Source organism: Streptomyces sp. L7 (assembly GCF_050990935.1).
In the GTDB taxonomy this organism is placed as follows: Bacteria; Actinomycetota; Actinomycetes; order Actinomycetales; family Microbacteriaceae; genus Leifsonia.
In genome coordinates, this window is record NZ_CP194644.1 from 402,227 (window position 1) to 417,820 (window position 15,594).

At 70.8% G+C, this 15,594-nt stretch carries 13 protein-coding genes and 3 pseudogenes; 12 read left to right on the plus strand and 4 right to left on the minus strand.

What is annotated here, in order from left to right:
* Nucleotides 1-80 precede the first annotated feature (80 nt).
* From ACR5MH_RS02030 to ACR5MH_RS02040, 3 pseudogenes are all read right to left on the minus strand, one after another.
* Nucleotides 81-458, minus strand: a pseudogene (locus tag ACR5MH_RS02030) (hypothetical protein); the annotation flags it as partial.
* Nucleotides 459-653: 195 nt separating this feature from the next.
* Nucleotides 654-833: pseudogene (locus tag ACR5MH_RS02035) on the minus strand (LysM peptidoglycan-binding domain-containing protein); the annotation flags it as partial.
* A pseudogene (locus tag ACR5MH_RS02040) lies at nucleotides 824-1,201 on the minus strand (LysM peptidoglycan-binding domain-containing protein); the annotation flags it as partial. The pseudogenes ACR5MH_RS02040 and ACR5MH_RS02035, both read right to left, overlap by 10 nt.
* 152 nt (nucleotides 1,202-1,353) lie before the next feature.
* Here ACR5MH_RS02040 and ACR5MH_RS02045 point away from each other — a divergent pair.
* Nucleotides 1,354-1,695 (plus strand): Rv2175c family DNA-binding protein, encoded by a 342-nt coding sequence (locus ACR5MH_RS02045; RefSeq protein ID WP_185277088.1) that lies wholly within the window; start codon nucleotides 1,354-1,356, stop codon nucleotides 1,693-1,695.
* A 44-nt stretch (nucleotides 1,696-1,739) separates the two neighbouring features.
* Here the strand turns inward: ACR5MH_RS02045 and ACR5MH_RS02050 are convergent, their stop codons facing one another.
* On the minus strand, nucleotides 1,740-2,861 hold the full coding sequence (locus tag ACR5MH_RS02050; protein WP_431350215.1) for a polyprenyl synthetase family protein: 1,122 nt from the start codon (nucleotides 2,859-2,861) through the stop codon (nucleotides 1,740-1,742).
* A gap of 78 nt (nucleotides 2,862-2,939) precedes the next feature.
* Between ACR5MH_RS02050 and ACR5MH_RS02055 the strand changes: the two genes are divergently transcribed.
* From ACR5MH_RS02055 to ACR5MH_RS02105, 11 genes are all read left to right on the plus strand, one after another.
* Nucleotides 2,940-3,317 carry a DUF3040 domain-containing protein gene (locus tag ACR5MH_RS02055; protein WP_431350216.1) on the plus strand — a complete coding sequence of 126 codons (378 nt, stop codon included), beginning with the start codon at nucleotides 2,940-2,942 and terminating at the stop codon, nucleotides 3,315-3,317.
* A gap of 250 nt (nucleotides 3,318-3,567) precedes the next feature.
* Nucleotides 3,568-3,999, plus strand: a complete 432-nt coding sequence (mraZ, locus tag ACR5MH_RS02060) for a division/cell wall cluster transcriptional repressor MraZ (protein ID WP_431350249.1) — start codon at nucleotides 3,568-3,570, stop codon at nucleotides 3,997-3,999.
* Nucleotides 4,000-4,105: 106 nt separating this feature from the next.
* The gene (gene rsmH, locus ACR5MH_RS02065) at nucleotides 4,106-5,056 is read left to right on the plus strand and encodes a 16S rRNA (cytosine(1402)-N(4))-methyltransferase RsmH (protein ID WP_431350217.1); all 951 of its coding nucleotides are present in this window, start codon (nucleotides 4,106-4,108) and stop codon (nucleotides 5,054-5,056) included.
* The gene (locus ACR5MH_RS02070; protein WP_431350218.1) at nucleotides 5,053-5,766 is read left to right on the plus strand and encodes a hypothetical protein; all 714 of its coding nucleotides are present in this window, start codon (nucleotides 5,053-5,055) and stop codon (nucleotides 5,764-5,766) included. The genes rsmH and ACR5MH_RS02070 overlap by 4 nt, the downstream gene beginning before the upstream one ends.
* A gap of 25 nt (nucleotides 5,767-5,791) precedes the next feature.
* Complete coding sequence (locus tag ACR5MH_RS02075) at nucleotides 5,792-7,534, plus strand: peptidoglycan D,D-transpeptidase FtsI family protein (RefSeq protein WP_431350219.1); 1,743 nt, start codon at nucleotides 5,792-5,794, stop codon at nucleotides 7,532-7,534.
* Between the two features lie 65 nt (nucleotides 7,535-7,599).
* Entirely contained in the window at nucleotides 7,600-9,144 is a 1,545-nt protein-coding gene (locus ACR5MH_RS02080) for a Mur ligase family protein (RefSeq protein ID WP_431350220.1), read from the plus strand.
* Nucleotides 9,144-10,595: a UDP-N-acetylmuramoyl-tripeptide--D-alanyl-D-alanine ligase gene (locus ACR5MH_RS02085; RefSeq protein ID WP_431350221.1), complete on the plus strand. Its 1,452-nt coding sequence runs from the start codon at nucleotides 9,144-9,146 to the stop codon at nucleotides 10,593-10,595. The genes ACR5MH_RS02080 and ACR5MH_RS02085 overlap by 1 nt, the downstream gene beginning before the upstream one ends.
* Entirely contained in the window at nucleotides 10,592-11,704 is a 1,113-nt protein-coding gene (gene mraY / locus ACR5MH_RS02090; protein WP_431350222.1) for a phospho-N-acetylmuramoyl-pentapeptide-transferase, read from the plus strand. Before ACR5MH_RS02085 ends, mraY begins: the two co-directional genes overlap by 4 nt.
* On the plus strand, nucleotides 11,701-13,233 hold the full coding sequence (gene murD / locus ACR5MH_RS02095) for a UDP-N-acetylmuramoyl-L-alanine--D-glutamate ligase (protein ID WP_431350223.1): 1,533 nt from the start codon (nucleotides 11,701-11,703) through the stop codon (nucleotides 13,231-13,233). The genes mraY and murD overlap by 4 nt, the downstream gene beginning before the upstream one ends.
* Nucleotides 13,196-14,470 (plus strand): putative lipid II flippase FtsW, encoded by a 1,275-nt coding sequence (gene ftsW / locus ACR5MH_RS02100; protein ID WP_431350224.1) that lies wholly within the window; start codon nucleotides 13,196-13,198, stop codon nucleotides 14,468-14,470. The genes murD and ftsW overlap by 38 nt, the downstream gene beginning before the upstream one ends.
* Nucleotides 14,467-15,558 carry a UDP-N-acetylglucosamine--N-acetylmuramyl-(pentapeptide) pyrophosphoryl-undecaprenol N-acetylglucosamine transferase gene (locus tag ACR5MH_RS02105; protein ID WP_433862227.1) on the plus strand — a complete coding sequence of 364 codons (1,092 nt, stop codon included), beginning with the start codon at nucleotides 14,467-14,469 and terminating at the stop codon, nucleotides 15,556-15,558. The genes ftsW and ACR5MH_RS02105 overlap by 4 nt, the downstream gene beginning before the upstream one ends.
* Nucleotides 15,559-15,594: the final 36 nt, after the last annotated feature.

Below are 15,594 nucleotides of genomic sequence, written 5' to 3' on the forward strand. Positions count from 1 at the left end.
AAAACACCGGTGTGCGCCGGGGCTGTGACCCGGCTGTGACCTTCGGCGCGGCGCGCCCGTCAGCCGAGCTGCGCCAGCCACGCGCGCGCCGACGTCTCCCACTTGGCGTAGGCCGTGGGATACGCCGAGATCTGCACCGCCTGGGCGGCCTGCGTGACGCTCATCGAGGTCCAGCCGGGGAGGTCGAGGAGGCCGCGCGTGCGGCCCTTGTTGGGGTTGTTCGCTCCGCCGTAGAAGGCCAGGGTCGCGCGGGCCGGGTCGAGCACCTGGGCGGGGGTGCCCCAGCCGGTGCTCGGGCGTTGCTGGAACAGGCCGAGCGAGTCGCGGTCGCCGTAGCGAACGTTCCTCAGTCCGGACTCCTGGGCCGCCGCCGCGAGCGCGATGACGATGCCCTGGGCAGGGACGCCCTCCTGGCGGCCGATGCGGATGATCAGCTGCGCGTTCACCCGCATCTCGTCGCTGAGCGCGACGACCTGGCCCGGCTGGATGACGGGAGTCGGTGCCGGCGCCGGCGCGGTGACGACCGGGGCAGCCGCCTGGATCGGCGCGGGCGCCGCGATCGGGGTGTTCACCGCCGCGGTCGTGATGCCGGGGATGGCGAGCTTCTGGCCCGGGTAGATGATGCTCGCACCGGTCAGTCCGTTGGCGGCGAGAACGGCGGAGGTGCGCAGGCCGAACCTGCCGGCGATCCCACTGACGGTGTCGCCGCGAGCGACGGTGTAGGCGGTCCCGGCCGGCGCGGGGAGGGCGCTGCCGGGGCGGGCGCTGCGGCCGCGGGCTTCGGCACAGCGCTCAGAGCCAGCACCTGGCCGGGGAAGATCAGGCTCTTCCAGCTCAGCCCGTTGAGCGCGAGCACGGCGGCGGTGGACATGCCGAAGCGGGCGGCGATGCCGGAGACGGTGTCGCCGGTCTGCACCCGGTAGCTCGCGGGGGCCGCCGCCACCTCGATCCGGGCGGCCGAGGCCGTCGTGGTACGCGGGGCCTCCGCGCTGCGGATGGTGTTCCGCGGACCGGTCGCGTCCCGCTTCGCCGTGCTGTCGCTCTTCGCCGCGCTGTCACTCGTCTCCGGGACCCGGTCGCGCACCTCGCCGGTGGCGGCGTGCGCGGGGGTGAGGAGGTTGAGCGTCACAGCGATGGAGCCGGCGATCGCGATCGGCACCGTGCCCAGCATGCGCCGGTTGGTGCTCTCGCTCAGAGACATGGTCGACCCCCTTATGCGTGACAAAGCCGTGGTCCACGCTCGCACATCGTGAGTAAGGAGTCAACCAATGTGGCTGCTGTGACAACAGTTAACACAACCGTAACATTCCCTGGATCATGTGATCGCCCGCCGGACGTGGCACGCTTGTCTCTGTGAACGAGCAGGTCCAGGCCACCGAGTGGCTCACCATCCCCGACCTCGTGGAGCAGCTCGGGCTCGGCGTCAGCCGTGTCCGCCGCCTCATCGAGGACCGACATCTCGCGGCGAAGCGCATCGACGGCGTCCTCAAAGTCCCCGCAGTGTTCCTCCGCGACGGCGAGCCCCTCGGCGAGCTGCACGGCACGCTCATCGTGCTCGCCGACAACGGCTTCGACGACGACGAGGCCGTGGACTGGCTGCTCGCCGACGAGGAGAGCCTCGGCACGGCTCCCATCGAGGCGCTGCGCGCCGGCCGCAAGGCCGAGGTGCGCCGCGTCGCCCAGGCGCTGGCCTGAACCCCGCCGGCCTGAACGTGTCGCCGGCCTGATCCGGCCTTCGGTCAGGACGCCCGGCGGGTGACCGTCACCGCGAGCTCGCGGAGCTGAGCGCGCGCCGCCGGGCCGATCGGCGCCTCGTCGAGTGCGGCGATCGCGTTCGCGACGTTGTCCGCGATCATGCGCTCGACGGTGTCGACGGCGCCCGAGTCGCGGATCGTCATCTGAAGGGTCTGGATCTGCTGCGGCGTGAGGTCGGGGTCGCCGAGCAGCTCATCCAGCGCTGCCCGCGCCCCGGCCGGGAGCGCCTGCCGGGTGAGCGCGATGAGGACGGTGCGCTTGCCCTCCCGCAGGTCGTCGCCGCTCGGCTTGCCGGTGACCTCCGCGTCGCCGAAGACGCCGAGCAGGTCGTCCCGGAGCTGGTAGGCGATGCCGAGCGGGAGGCCGAAACGGCGGAGCGCGTCGAGCTGGCCGATCGTCGCGCCCGCGAGGCTGGCGCCGATCAGCAGCGGAGACTCGATCGAGTACTTGGCCGACTTGTAGACGATCACGCGCTCGGCCCTGGCGAGCTGGTCGGCGTCCGGACGCCCGGCCCAGCCGATCTCCTCGAAGATGTCGAGGTACTGACCCGCGGTGACGTCGAGACGCATCCGGTTGAACTCGGCCCGTGCCGATCGTCGGGCCGAGGCGCTGACGGTCTGGGTGAGGCCCTCGTCGAACAGCTCGTCGCTGAGGATGAGCAGGTAGTCGCCGAGCAGCGTGGCCGCTCCGGTGCCGAACGTCGCCCCGGAGCCCTGCCAGCCCTCCTGGTCGTGCAGCCGCTCGAAGCGGCGGTGCGCCGACGGTGCGCCGCGGCGGGTGTCCGAGTTGTCGATGAGGTCGTCGTGCACGAGTGCGGCGGCGTGGAACAGCTCGAGCGCGGAGGCGACGGAGACGACCGCGTCGAGCGGGCCCCCGGCCGTCACCGCCGGGGCGTCCCCCGGCTCATCGCCCGCCGTACGCACCGCCTGCCAGCCCCAGAAGCAGAACAACGCCCGGAATCGCTTGCCGCCGCTGAGAAAATCCCTCGAAAAAGCCGCGATCGGGGCGAGTTCGTCGGCGATGGAGACGAGAATGGATGCACGCGCATCGAAGAATCCATCGATTCTTGACTGGATGAGGTCGACGAATCGGATGCTTTCAGACACACGTATAGCCTAGTCAGAGTGGTGCGGCTACAATCGGCCACACAACGCCTAGAACCCGCTAGAAAGAGGGGGATCCGGATGCCGCTTTCAGAACATGAGCAGCGCCTCCTCGAAGAGATGGAACGCAGTCTCTACCAGAACGACGCGGACTTCGTAGCGAAGGTCGGAGGCAAGCGAGCACGTCCCGCCTACCGGTCGATCGTGCTCGGAATCCTCCTCGCGGTCATCGGCGTGGCGGTCCTCGTGACCGGCGTCTTCGTCCAGCTCCCCATCGTCGGGATCCTCGGATTCGTGGTGATGTTCGGCGGCGTGCTCCTGGCCATCGCGCCGGGCAAGCGCGTGGCGATCGATCCCGACGCAGCGGCCGGCTCGTCCGGCAAGCCGACCCGCGGCCAGCCCGGCTTCATGGACCGTATGAACGACCGCTGGGACAAGCGCCAGGACGGGCAGCAGTAGCCCCTCCGCCGCACTCCACTTCGCACCCCACGTGAGGGCCGATCTTCGGATCGGCCCTTTTTCGTGTGCTCGGCACTGCCCGGAGACGCGTTCGCCCTCCATTTCCCTCCACCACGTTCTCCCGCGTGATTTCGCGGCACAAACACCCCTAAACGGGGCAAAATTCCCGATTGTGCTGATTTTGTGGATGAGAGTGGAGTAAAGTGGAGGCACACCGCAGCCGTGGCCGGGAGAGTGGGGGGTGGAGCCGATGTTCCTCGGCACCTATGCCCCGAAACTCGACGACAAGGGGCGCATCATCCTGCCGGCCAAATTCCGGGATGAACTCGCGTCCGGACTCGTCCTGACCCGTGGTCAGGAGCACTGCGTCTACGTCTTCTCGCAGCGCGAGTTCGAATCGCTCCACGAGAAGATCCGGCAGGCGCCGGTGACCAGCAAGCAGGCCCGCGACTACCTGCGCGTCTTCCTCTCGGGGGCGAGCGCGGAGGTCCCGGACAAGCAGAACCGGGTCACCATCCCGACCCCGTTGCGGTCGTATGCGGGTCTCGACAGAGACCTGGTCGTGATCGGCGCGGGCAGCCGTGCCGAGATCTGGGACGCCGAGGCATGGGAGACCTACCTCGGCGAGCAGGAGGCAGCATTCGCGAACACGGAGGAGGAGGTGATCCCGGGACTGTTCTAGCGCCTGGCACCGGACTCCCAGCCATACGCCCTGACGCCACTTCCCCGGTGGCAGGTCGGAATGGATGGGGATCCGGATCCAGGAGCCGATCCTCCCGGATGCGGACATGACAGACGACATCCACACCCCGGTCCTCCTCGAACGCTGCATCGAGCTGCTCGGCCCCGCCCTCCAGGAGCCGGGCGCCGTCTTCGTGGACGCGACCCTCGGCATGGGCGGCCACTCGGCCGGCGTGCTGGAGCGCTTCCCCGACGTCACGCTGGTCGGGCTCGACCGCGACCAGGAGGCGCTGGCCATCGCCGGCGCCCGGCTCGCCCGCTTCGGCGACCGCGTGCACCTGGTGCACACCGTCTACGACGGCATCCGCGAGGCGCTCGACGGGCTCGGCATCGACACGATCGACGGCGTGCTGTTCGACCTCGGCGTGTCCTCGCTGCAGCTCGACCGCGTGGAGCGCGGCTTCTCGTACTCCAAGGACGCGCCGCTCGACATGCGGATGGACGGCACGAGCGACCTCACCGCCGAAGTCGTGCTCGCCACCTACTCCGAGGCCGACCTGCGCCGGATCTTCCGCGACTACGGCGAGGAGAAGCTCGCCGCCCGCTACGCGCGGCGCATCGTGGAGGAGCGGCAGAACGCGCCGATCGTCCGCTCCGGACAGCTCGTCGACATCCTGCAGAAGGCCACGCCGGCCGCGGTGGCGCGGCAGGGACATCCGGCCAAGCGCGTCTTCCAGGCGCTGCGCATCGAGGTGAACCAGGAGCTGGCCGTGCTGGAGCGCGCCATCCCGTCCGCCATCGACGCGCTGGCGGTGGGCGGCCGCATCGTCGTGGAGGCGTACCAGTCCCTGGAGGACCGCATCGTCAAGCGGGAGCTGCAGACCCGGTCGCGCTCCAGCGCGCCGGCGGGGCTTCCCGTCGAGCTGCCGGAGCACCGTCCGGAGCTGAAGCTCCTGATCCGGGGCGCGGAGCTGGCGGACGACGAGGAGAAGGCCGCGAACCCGAGGGCGACCCCGGTGCGCCTGCGCGCGGCCGAACGGGTGAGGAGGGACTCGTGAGCAGCAACCCGATGGGGACCGGCGTCCGACGGCGTCCGACGATGGCGTGGCACGCGCCCGCGTCCACGGCGGCGACGGCGGCGAAGCTGGAGGAGCCTGCGCCGCTCCTCGACAGGCCGGAGACGCCGGCCCGCGAGCGGCGCTCCCACCTCGAGGTCGTCTCGACGCGCAGCCAGCGCCGGGCACGCCCGCGCACCCTCTACGCCATCACCGCGGTGTCCTCCCTGCTCGTGATCGTGGTCGCGCAGCTCCTGCTCAGCATCGGCGTCTCGCAGGGCGCCTACCAGCTCAGTTCGCTGCAGGCCCAGCAGACGCAGCTCCAGCGCAGCTACCAGGCCGCCTCGGAGGACCTCAACCGGCTCACATCGCCGCAGAACCTCGCCGCCAACGCCAACGCGCTCGGCATGGTGAGCAACAGCAACCCGGCCTACCTGCGCCTCTCCGACGGCGCGGTGCTCGGCGCGCCCATCCCGGCGACCGGCGCCGCCGGCACCGTGACGGGAGGCCAGGGCAACCTGGTCCCGAACGCGCAGCTCAACGGCGTGCCGCTCGCGGCGGCGCCCGGGCTGATGGTGACGGGCGCCCCCACCGCGGCTGCGGGGGCGGCCGCCCAAGCTGGGAGTTCCGCAAGCGCAGGTGCGGCGTCCACGACTCCGGCGAAGCCGTCCGTACCGTTGCAGGGAGCGTTGCCGACACCGGTGACGCACTGACGACGCGACGGGACGGACGCGGGGCGTGATCAACAGGAAGATGCTGCGGAGGCGGACGGCCCTCACCGTCGTGGCCGTCGCGGCGTTCGTCGCCATCCTCGGCGGCAAGCTGGTCGACATCCAGGTGGTCCGGGCCGACGCCCTGCAGAAGCAGTCGGTGCAGGCAAAGGAGGACTCCACCACCCTGTACGGCAACCGCGGCGACATCGTCGACGCCGGCGGCAAGATCCTGGCGACGACGATCTACACCTACACCGCGCAGGCCTCGCCGTCCGACGCGATCGCCGGCGGCCGCGACAAGATGGTGGAGGCCGCCGCCAAGATCGGCGCGATCACCGGCCAGGGCGGCGACGCCGTGGTGAAGCTGTTCGACGACGCGCTGAAGGCGAACGCCAAGTCCAAGTACGTGCTCATCAAGTCCGGCATGGACGTGACGACCTTCGACAAGCTCGACAAGCTGCCCTACCCCTGGCTCACCTTCGGCAAGACGCAGGCGCGCAGCTATCCGAACGGCGCCGTCGCGGGCAACCTGATCGGCTACGTCTCGCAGGGCGGCAACGGCGGCCTGGAGCAGAGCGAGAACGGTTGCCTGGCCGGCAAGAACGGGGTGGAGACCTACCAGCGCGGCGCGGACGGGGTCGCGATCCCCGGCAGCACGGTCGTGCAGCAGAAGGCGAGGGACGGCGGCACCCTCGAGCTCACGGTCGACAGCGACCTCCAGTGGTTCGCCGAGCAGACGCTGGCCCAGCAGGTCACGGCGACAGGATCCAAGTTCGGCTTCGTCACCGTGGCGGAGGCGAAGACCGGCAAGATCAAAGCGATCGCGCAGTGGCCCGCGCTCGACCCCAACAACATCGACGCCACCGACCCGTCCTACTGGCGCCTCCAGTCGCTCACCGACCCGCGCGAGCCCGGCTCGACCTTCAAGGCGCTCACGGCCGCCATGCTCATCGACCAGGGCAAGGCGACGCCTGCCAGTCAGGTGCTGGCGCCCTACGAGTGGAAGTCCGGCAACGGCGCCGACCTGCACGACTCGGGCTACCACGCGCCCGAGCGGCTGACCCTCACCGGCGTGCTGATGAACTCGTCGAACACCGGCATGTCCCAGCTCGGGCGGGCGCTCACCGACCAGACCCGCTACGACTACCTCACGAAGTTCGGCATCGGCGACTCCACCGGGCTCCCGTATCCCGGCGAGTCGTCCGGCATCCTGAACCCGGTGAAGAACTGGGACGACCAGACCAAGTACGCCACCATGTTCGGCCAGGGCGTCTCGACGACACAGCTCCAGATGGTCGGCGCGTACCAGGCGCTCGCCAACGGCGGCACCCGCATCCCGCTGACGATGGTCGCGGGGTGCAAGCAGGCCGACGGCACCGTCACCGACGTCCCGAAGCCCACCGCCGAGAAGGTCGTCTCGGCCGACGCGGCCACCACGACGCTCGGAATGCTGGAGTCCGTCACCACCCAGGGCGAGCTCGCGAAGCAGCTCCGGATCCCCGGCTACAACGTGGCCGCGAAGACCGGTACGGCCCAGCAGCCGGACGGCAAGGGCGGCTATCTGCCGTCGTACTACGTGTCGGTGATGGGGATCGCTCCGGTGGACGATCCGCAGTACGTCGTTTCGGTCAACCTCGGGTTCCCGACTACCATTACTTCGTCGGCTGCCGCCGCTCCGCTGTTCCACACGATCATGAGCCAGGTGCTGAAGACCTACCGGGTGAAGCCCTCGACGTCGAGCCCGGCCGACTACCCGCCCTACTACTGAACCCCGCCGAGACGCCGTCGCCTGAGACCGTCTCCCGTACCAGACCCCGAGTGAAAGTGAGCCCCGTGACAGGACCGGCGCCCTCCTCCCTGCGCCCCGAGCATCCCGTCGCCCGCCCGCTCGCCCAGCTGGTCGCGGAGTTCGGGCTGGATGTGCGGGGAGACCTCGACGCCGTCGAGGTGACCGGAGCAGCCCTCGCGAGCTCGGCGGTCGCGCCGGGCGACCTGTACGTCGGCGTGCCGGGCAGGAACGCGCACGGTGCGAGCTACGCCTCGGCCGCCGTCGAGGCGGGTGCCGTCGCGGTCCTGACCGACGCCGCCGGTGCGGAGCTCGCGGCCGACGCGGGCGTCCCCGTCATCGTGACGCCCGATCCCCGCGCCGCGCTCGGCGCGGTGGCGAGGTGGGTCTACCGCACCGACGAGAACTCGGCCACGCTGTTCGGCGTCACCGGCACCAACGGCAAGACCAGCGTCGTCTACCTGCTCTACGGGATCCTGGGCCAGCTCGGCGTCGTCGCCGGGCTGTCCTCGACCGCCGAGCGCCGCATCGGCGAGCACGCGATCACCAGCAAGCTCACCACCCCGGAGGCCAGCGAGCTGCACGCGCTGCTGGCCCGGATGCGCGAGGAGGGCGTCCGCGCGGTCGCGGTCGAGGTCTCCGCCCAGGCGCTCAGCCGGCACCGCGTCGACGGCATCGAGTTCGACGTGGTCGGCTTCACCAACCTGAGCCACGACCACCTCGACGACTACGCGGCGATGGACGACTACTTCGCGGCCAAGCTGGAGCTGTTCCAGCCCGACCGCGCGCGCCGCGGCGTCGTCACGGTCGACTCCGAGTGGGGGCGCGCGCTGGTCGAGCAGTCCCGCATCCCGGTCTCCACGCTGGCGACCGTGCCGGAGGTCGACGCCGACTGGACGCTGACGGTGATCGAGGAGACCATCGGGGAGACGGTGTTCGAGCTGTGCGGTCCGGACGGGCGCAGGCTGGAGACCAGCGTGCCGCTCCTCGGCGCCTACAACGCCGCCAACGCGGCGCTCGCGATCGTCATGCTGGTGGAGTCCGGCTACGACCTCGACGCCATCGGCGCGGCGCTGGAGCGCGACGGCGGCATCGACGCCTACGTCCCCGGCCGCACCGAGCGGCTCTCCGGCGACCGCGGCCCGGTCGTCTTCATCGACTACGGCCACACGCCCGACGCCTTCCTGTCGCTGCTGGGCGCGCTGCGCCGGGTGACCGACGGCCGGATCGTGATGGTCTTCGGGGCCGACGGCGACCGCGACACCACCAAGCGCGCCGACATGGGCGCGATCGCGGCGCGCGGCGCCGACGCGGTGGTCATCACCGACTTCCACCCCCGCTCGGAGGACCCGGCGCTGATCCGCGCCGCGCTGCTCGACGGCGCCCGGGCCGCCGTTCCGGACGCCGAGCTGTACGAGGTCGCCGATCCCCGCGCCGCATTCCGCACCGCGCTCTCGCTCGCCGGCGACGGAGACGTGGTGCTGTACGCCGGCCCGGGGCACGAGGACTACCAGGAGGTCGCCGGCCAGCGCCTCCCGTACTCCGCCCGCGACGACGCGCGGCTCGCGCTCCGAGAGGCCGGGTGGCTCTGATGATCGCTCTCACCCTCGCCGAGATCGCCGACGCGACCCGGGGCACGCTCCTGCTCGACGGAGCCGTCCTCCCCGATGGGACGGCCGCCACCCCGGAGACCGTCGTCTCCGGCCTCTCCACCACCGACTCGCGGGAGGTCGTGCCCGGCACGATCTTCTTCGCCAAGCCCGGCGAGGTGACGGACGGCCACCTGTTCGCCCCGCAGGCCGTCGAGTCCGGCGCGGCCCTCCTGGTCGTCGACCACGCGCTCGACCTCCCGGTGCCGCAGCTGCTCGTCCCGGACACCGTCGTGGCGCTCGGCGACCTCGCCACCGAGGTGATCGCCCGCGTCCGTGCGCTCGGCACGCTGAAGATCGTCGGCGTCACCGGCTCCAACGGCAAGACCACGACCAAGAACCTGCTGCGCGAGATCCTGGAGCAGGTCGGCCCGACCATCGCCCCGCGCGCGTCGTTCAACAACGAGGTCGGCGCGCCGGTCACGATGCTGGAGGTCACCGAGGAGACCCAGTACCTCGTCGCCGAGATGGGCGCGAGCGGCATCGGCGAGATCGCCCGGCTGGTCCGGATGGCGCGGCCCGACATCGGCATCGTGCTCAAGGTCGGCCTCGCCCACGCCGGCGAGTTCGGCGGCATCGAGAAGACCCTCGCGGCCAAGACCGAGATGGTCAGCGACCTCCTGGAGTCCGACGTCGCCGTCCTCAACCTGGACGACCCGCGCGTCGCCTCGATGGCCGACAAGACGGCGGCCCGCGTGCTGTGGTTCGGCCTCGACGACCGTGCGGCGGTCCGAGCCACCGAGGTGCGCTCGACCGCGCGCGGCACGTCGTTCGTGCTGCACCTCCCGCCGGCCGACGGCGGCGAGGGACCCGGGGAGTCGCGTCCCGTGCAGTTCCGTGTGCTCGGCGAGCACCACGTCATGAACGCGCTGGCCGCCGCGGCCGCCGCGCACACCCTCGGCGTGGACATCGACACGATCGTCGAAGGGCTGCAGACCGTGCAGCGCGCCGAGCGCTGGCGGATGGAGGTCCTGGGCGGCGCCCGTGGCGTCACCGTCATCAACGACGCCTACAACGCGAGCCCGGACTCGATGGCCGCCGCCATCAAGACGCTGGCCCAGATCGCCGAGCCGGGGGAGCGCACCATCGCCGTCCTCGGCGAGATGAGCGAGCTGGGGGAGTTCTCCGGAGAGGAGCACGACCGCATCGGCCTGCTCGCCGTCCGGCTGGGCATCGACCAGCTCGTGATCGTCGGGCCGTCCGCCCGGCGCATGCACATCACCGCCATCAACGAGGGCTCGTGGGACGGGGAGTCCCTGTACTTCGAGACCCAGGACGCGGCGTTCGACCACCTCAGCGGCGCGCTCCGCCCCGGGGACACGGTGCTCGTCAAGTCCTCCAACTCGGCGGGGCTGCGCTTCCTCGGCGACCGACTGGGAGAATTCTTCTCGTGAGAGCCCTTTTGACCTCCGGCGCGCTGTCGATGGCGTTCACGCTGTTCCTGACGCCGCTCTTCATCCGGCTCTTCCGGCGGCTCCAGTGGGGCCAGTTCATCCGCGACGACGGCCCGCAGAGCCACCACGCCAAGCGCGGAACGGCCACGATGGGCGGCATCGTCGTCATCCTCGGCACACTGTTCGGCTATTTCACCGCCCTGCTGCTGACGGGCGACGAGACCAGCGTGTCCGCTCTCCTGGTGCTGTTCCTCATGGTCGGCCTCGGGGTCGTCGGGTTCGTGGACGACTTCCTCAAGACCCGGCGCGAGCGCAGTCTCGGACTGACAGGCTGGGCCAAGATCGCCGGTCAGGTTCTCGTGGCGACGGTCTGGGCGTTCCTCGCCGTCCGGTTCCCCGACTCGCGCGGCTACACGCCGGCGACGATGAGCGTGTCGTTCATCCGGGACCTCCCGATCGACTTCGGCTCGATCACCAAGTTCGGCGTGATCGGCGTGCTGGTCGGCTACGGCCTCTACCTGATCTGGATCAACTTCATCGTCGCGGCCGCCTCCAACGGCGTGAACGTCACCGACGGCCTGGACGGACTGGCGTCCGGCGCGAGCATCCTCGCCATCGGCGCGTACATCATCATCGGGTTCTGGCAGTCGATCCAGTCGTGCGCGAGCCCCAACCTCAATCCCGAGAACATCGCGAAGTGCTACGACGTGCGCGATCCGTTCGACCTGGCGATCGTCGCGACGGCGATCGTGGGCGCCGTGGTCGGCTTCCTCTGGTGGAACACGTCGCCCGCGCAGATCTTCCTCGGCGACACCGGCTCGCTCGCCCTCGGCGGCGCGGTCGCCGCGCTCGCGATCCTCAGCCGCACCGAGCTGCTGCTCGTCCTCATCGGCGGCCTGTTCGTGATCGAGGCGGGCTCGGTGATCGTCCAACGGGCCTACTTCAAGATCACGCACGGCAGGCGCATCTTCCTGATGAGTCCCATCCATCATCACTTCGAGCTGAAAGGCTGGGCGGAGGTGACGGTCGTGGTCCGGTTCTGGATCATCGGCGGCCTCCTCGTCGCGGCCGGCGTCGGCTCGTTCTACCTCGAGTGGCTCGCGACGTGACCGGATCCCGCGAACGCCTGGAGTCGCTCACCAGCTGGCACCACGACTGGTCGGGCCTGCGCGTCGCCGTGTTCGGCCTCGGCGTCACCGGCTTCTCGGTCGCCGACACGCTCGCCGAGCTGGGAGCGCAGGTGCTGGTCGTCGCCTCGCGCGCCGACGCCGAGCGCGCCATGCTGCTGGAGGTCATCGGCGCCGAGCTGCTGGAGGAGCCGGACCTCAGCACGCCGCCCGCGCGGCTGGTGGAGTTCGATCCCGAGCTCGTGGTCGTCTCACCCGGCTTCCACTGGGACCACCCGCTGCTGCTCTGGGCCGAGACGGGCGGCGTACCGGTCTGGGGCGACATCGAGCTGGCCTGGCGGCTGCGCGACAAGGTCGGCGACCCGGCGGACTGGATCTGCGTCACCGGCACGAACGGCAAGACCACCACGGTCCAGCTCACCGCGACCATGCTGCTCGCCGGCGGCTCCCGCGTCGCGCCGTGCGGCAACATCGGCGTGCCGGTGCTCGACGCCATCCGCGACCCTCAGGGCTTCGACGTGCTCGTCGTGGAACTGTCGAGCTACCAGCTGCACTGGATCAACCGGAACCGCGGCGGCGAGCTCACGCCGTACTCCGCCGCCTGCCTGAACATCGCCGACGACCACCTCGACTGGCACGGTTCGCTGGAGGCGTACATCGCGGCCAAGGCGAAGGTCTACGACAACACCCAGGTCGCCTGCGTCTACAACCGCGCCGACCAGAACACCCTGCGCATGGTCGAGGAGGCCGACGTGACCGAGGGCGCCCGCGCCATCGGCTTCGGCCTCGATGTGCCGGGCCCGAGCGACTTCGGCATCGTCGACGGCATCCTCTGCGACCGCGCGTTCCTCGAGGACCGCCGCAACAGCGCCATCGAGTTGACGACCCTGGACGAGCTCGCGGAGGCCGGACTCGCCGCCCCGCATGTCGTCGCCAACATCCTCGCCGCCAGTGCGCTGGCCCGCTCCTACGGCGTCGAACCGCAGGTCATCCGCGACGTGCTCACCGCCTTCCGCCTCGACGCCCACCGCATCGAGCTGGTGCGGGTGGAGGCCGGCGTGAGCTGGGTGGACGATTCCAAGGCCACCAACCCGCATGCGGCGGACGCGTCGCTGCGCGCGTACCCGTCCGTCGTGTGGGTGGTCGGTGGCCTCCTCAAGGGCGTCGACATCGAGCAGCTCGTGGCCGCGCATGCGGACCGGCTGCGCGGCGCCGTCCTGATCGGGGTCGACCGCGCGGCACTGCTGGCCGCATTCGAGCGACACGCCCCGGGGCTGCCCGCGCTGGAGGTGGTGGCCGACGAGACTGAAGGGGTCATGCCGACGGCGGTGCGGCTGGCCGGCGGTCTCGCCCGCGAGGGGGACACCGTCCTGCTGGCTCCGGCGGCGGCGTCGATGGACCAGTTCACCGACTACGCAGAGCGCGGGCGTCTCTTCCAGGCGGCCGTCAACGAGTTCTTTGGAGGTGGGGCGGATGACGACGAGCCCGCCTCGCGTCCGCCGGGAGCCTGAGCCGCGCGATCAGCGGCCGTCCGGCGATCCGACCGGGGACGACGGCTCCCGCGCGGGACTCACGGCGCGCATCTCGCTCGGCCGGGCGATGAACAGCGAGTCCTCCGACTACTTCCTGCTGCTCGGCATCACGCTCTTCATGGTCGTGTTCGGCCTCGTCATGGTGCTCTCGTCGTCCGCCGTCGAGTCGCACAACGACACCGACAACTTCTTCTCGCGGTTCTGGTCGCAGGGCATGTACGCCCTCATCGGGCTCCCGCTGATGTTCATCGTCTCGCGCATCCCGATGACCTTCTGGAAGCGCTCGATCTGGTTCATCCTCGGTGCGGCCTGCTTCGTGCAGTTCCTGGTGCTGGTGACGCCGCTCGGTGTGGAGATCGGCGGCAACCGCAACTGGATCCGCATCGGCGGCTTCGTCGGGCAGCCGTCGGAGGCGATCAAGATCGCGCTCGTGATCTGGCTGGGCGTCGTGCTGTCCCGCAAGCAGGACCTCCTCGACGACTGGCGGCACGTCGCGCTGCCCGTCCTCCCGATCGCGGGAGGCGCCATCGGCGTCGTCGTCCTCGGCGGCGACCTCGGGACGACCATCGTCATGTCGGCGTTCGTCCTCGGCGGTCTGTACTTCGCCGGCGTGCGGCTGCGCTACCTGTTCGCGGGGCTCGTCGGGGTCGCGATCGTGGCCGTCGTCGTCGCCATGTCGAGCGCCAGCCGGATGGGCCGCATCGCCGCGCTCTTCGGCGGGACGAGCGCCGCGAACCCCGACGTCAACTGGCAGATCGACAACGGCTTCTACGCCCTCGCCTCCGGCGGCGTGTTCGGCGTGGGGCTCGGCAACTCGCACTCGAAGTGGTCGTGGCTGCCCGCGGCGGACACCGACTTCATCTTCGCCATCATCGGCGAGGAGCTCGGCCTGATCGGGGCCGTGGTGGTCCTGCTGCTCTTCGTGATGCTGGCGATCGTCTTCCTGCGGATCATCCACGCGTCCACCGACACCTTCCCGCGCGTCACGACCGCCGCGATCATGGTGTGGCTGATCTTCCAGGCGTTCGTGAACATCGCTGTGGTGCTCGGCGTCATCCCGGTGCTCGGCGTGCCGCTCCCACTGATCTCTGCGGGAGGTACTGCGATGATCAGTTCCATGATCGCTATCGGCATCGTGATGTCCTTCGCCCGCCAGAACGCCCGCAACTCCCGCACCGGACAGGGCCCGCGTCGCGCCACGGGCAGCGCTCTGTGAGCCGTTACCTCCTGGCCGGCGGCGGGACCGCCGGCCACGTCAATCCGCTGCTCGCCGTCGCCGACCGCCTGCGCCGCGACGACCCGGGCGCGGAGGTCGTGGTCCTCGGCACGAAGGAGGGGCTGGAGGCGCGCCTCGTCCCCGACCGCGGTTACGAGCTCGCGACCATCCCGAAGCTGCCGTTCCCGCGCCGCCCCGACGGCGCCGCGCTGCGCTTCCCCGGCGAGTACCGGCGCGCGGTGCGCTCGGTCACCGAGCTGATCCGCGAGCGCGGCATCGACGTCGTGGTGGGCTTCGGCGGCTACGCGGCCGCGCCCGCCTACTCGGCCGCCCGTCGCGCGGGCGTGCCGTACGCGCTGCACGAGGCCAACGCCCGGCCGGGGCTCGCGAACCGGCTCGGCGCCCGCTCCACCCCGTGGGTCGGCGTCGCGTTCGAGGGCACGCCGCTGCGCCACTCCCGCTTCGTCGGGATGCCGCTGCGCCGAGAGATCGAGGAGCTCGACCGGGAGGCCGCCCGCCCGGAGGCCCTGGCCGCGTTCGGTCTGTCCGCCGACCGCCCGACCCTCCTGGTCACCGGGGGCTCGCTCGGCGCCAGGCGGCTCAACGGCACGATCGCCGAACGTGCGGTGCAGCTCACCGCTGCCGGCTGGCAGGTGCTCCACATCCAGGGCGGCCGTGGCGAGCTGACCGACCCCGGCATCGAGCACTACCGGCTGCTGGACTACTGCGACCGCATGGACCTCGCCTTCGCGCTGACCGAGTTCGCCGTCGCGCGCGCGGGCGCCGCGACCGTGTGCGAGTTCGCCGCACTCGGTATCCCCGCCGTCTACGTGCCGTTCCCGATCGGCAACGGCGAGCAGCGCTTCAATGCGGCGGGCGTCGTGGAGGCCGGCGGCGGCATGCTGGTGGACGACGCGGAGTTCCTCCCCGGGTGGGTCGACGGGCACCTGCTCCCGCTGCTCGCAGACCGGATCGCGGTCGACGACATGGCGCGCAAGGCGGCGATCACAGGGGTGCGCGACGGCTCCGACCGGATGGTCGCCCTGATCCGAAGCGCGCTGGGCCGGAGTGGGTTGGCCGGATCCTGAGGTTCGCCGCGTAGCCTGTACTCTGTCAACTCGACT

Excerpts from the sequence above, each read along its gene's own strand:
- ACR5MH_RS02055 (WP_431350216.1), top strand. The coding sequence starts at position 2,940 with ATGCCGCTTTCAGAACATGAGCAGCGCCTCCTCGAAGAGATGGAACGC.
- mraZ (WP_431350249.1), top strand. The coding sequence starts at position 3,568 with ATGTTCCTCGGCACCTATGCCCCGAAACTCGACGACAAGGGGCGCATC.
- rsmH (WP_431350217.1), top strand. The coding sequence starts at position 4,106 with ATGACAGACGACATCCACACCCCGGTCCTCCTCGAACGCTGCATCGAG.
- ACR5MH_RS02085 (WP_431350221.1), top strand. The coding sequence starts at position 9,144 with ATGATCGCTCTCACCCTCGCCGAGATCGCCGACGCGACCCGGGGCACG.
- ftsW (WP_431350224.1), top strand. The coding sequence starts at position 13,196 with ATGACGACGAGCCCGCCTCGCGTCCGCCGGGAGCCTGAGCCGCGCGAT.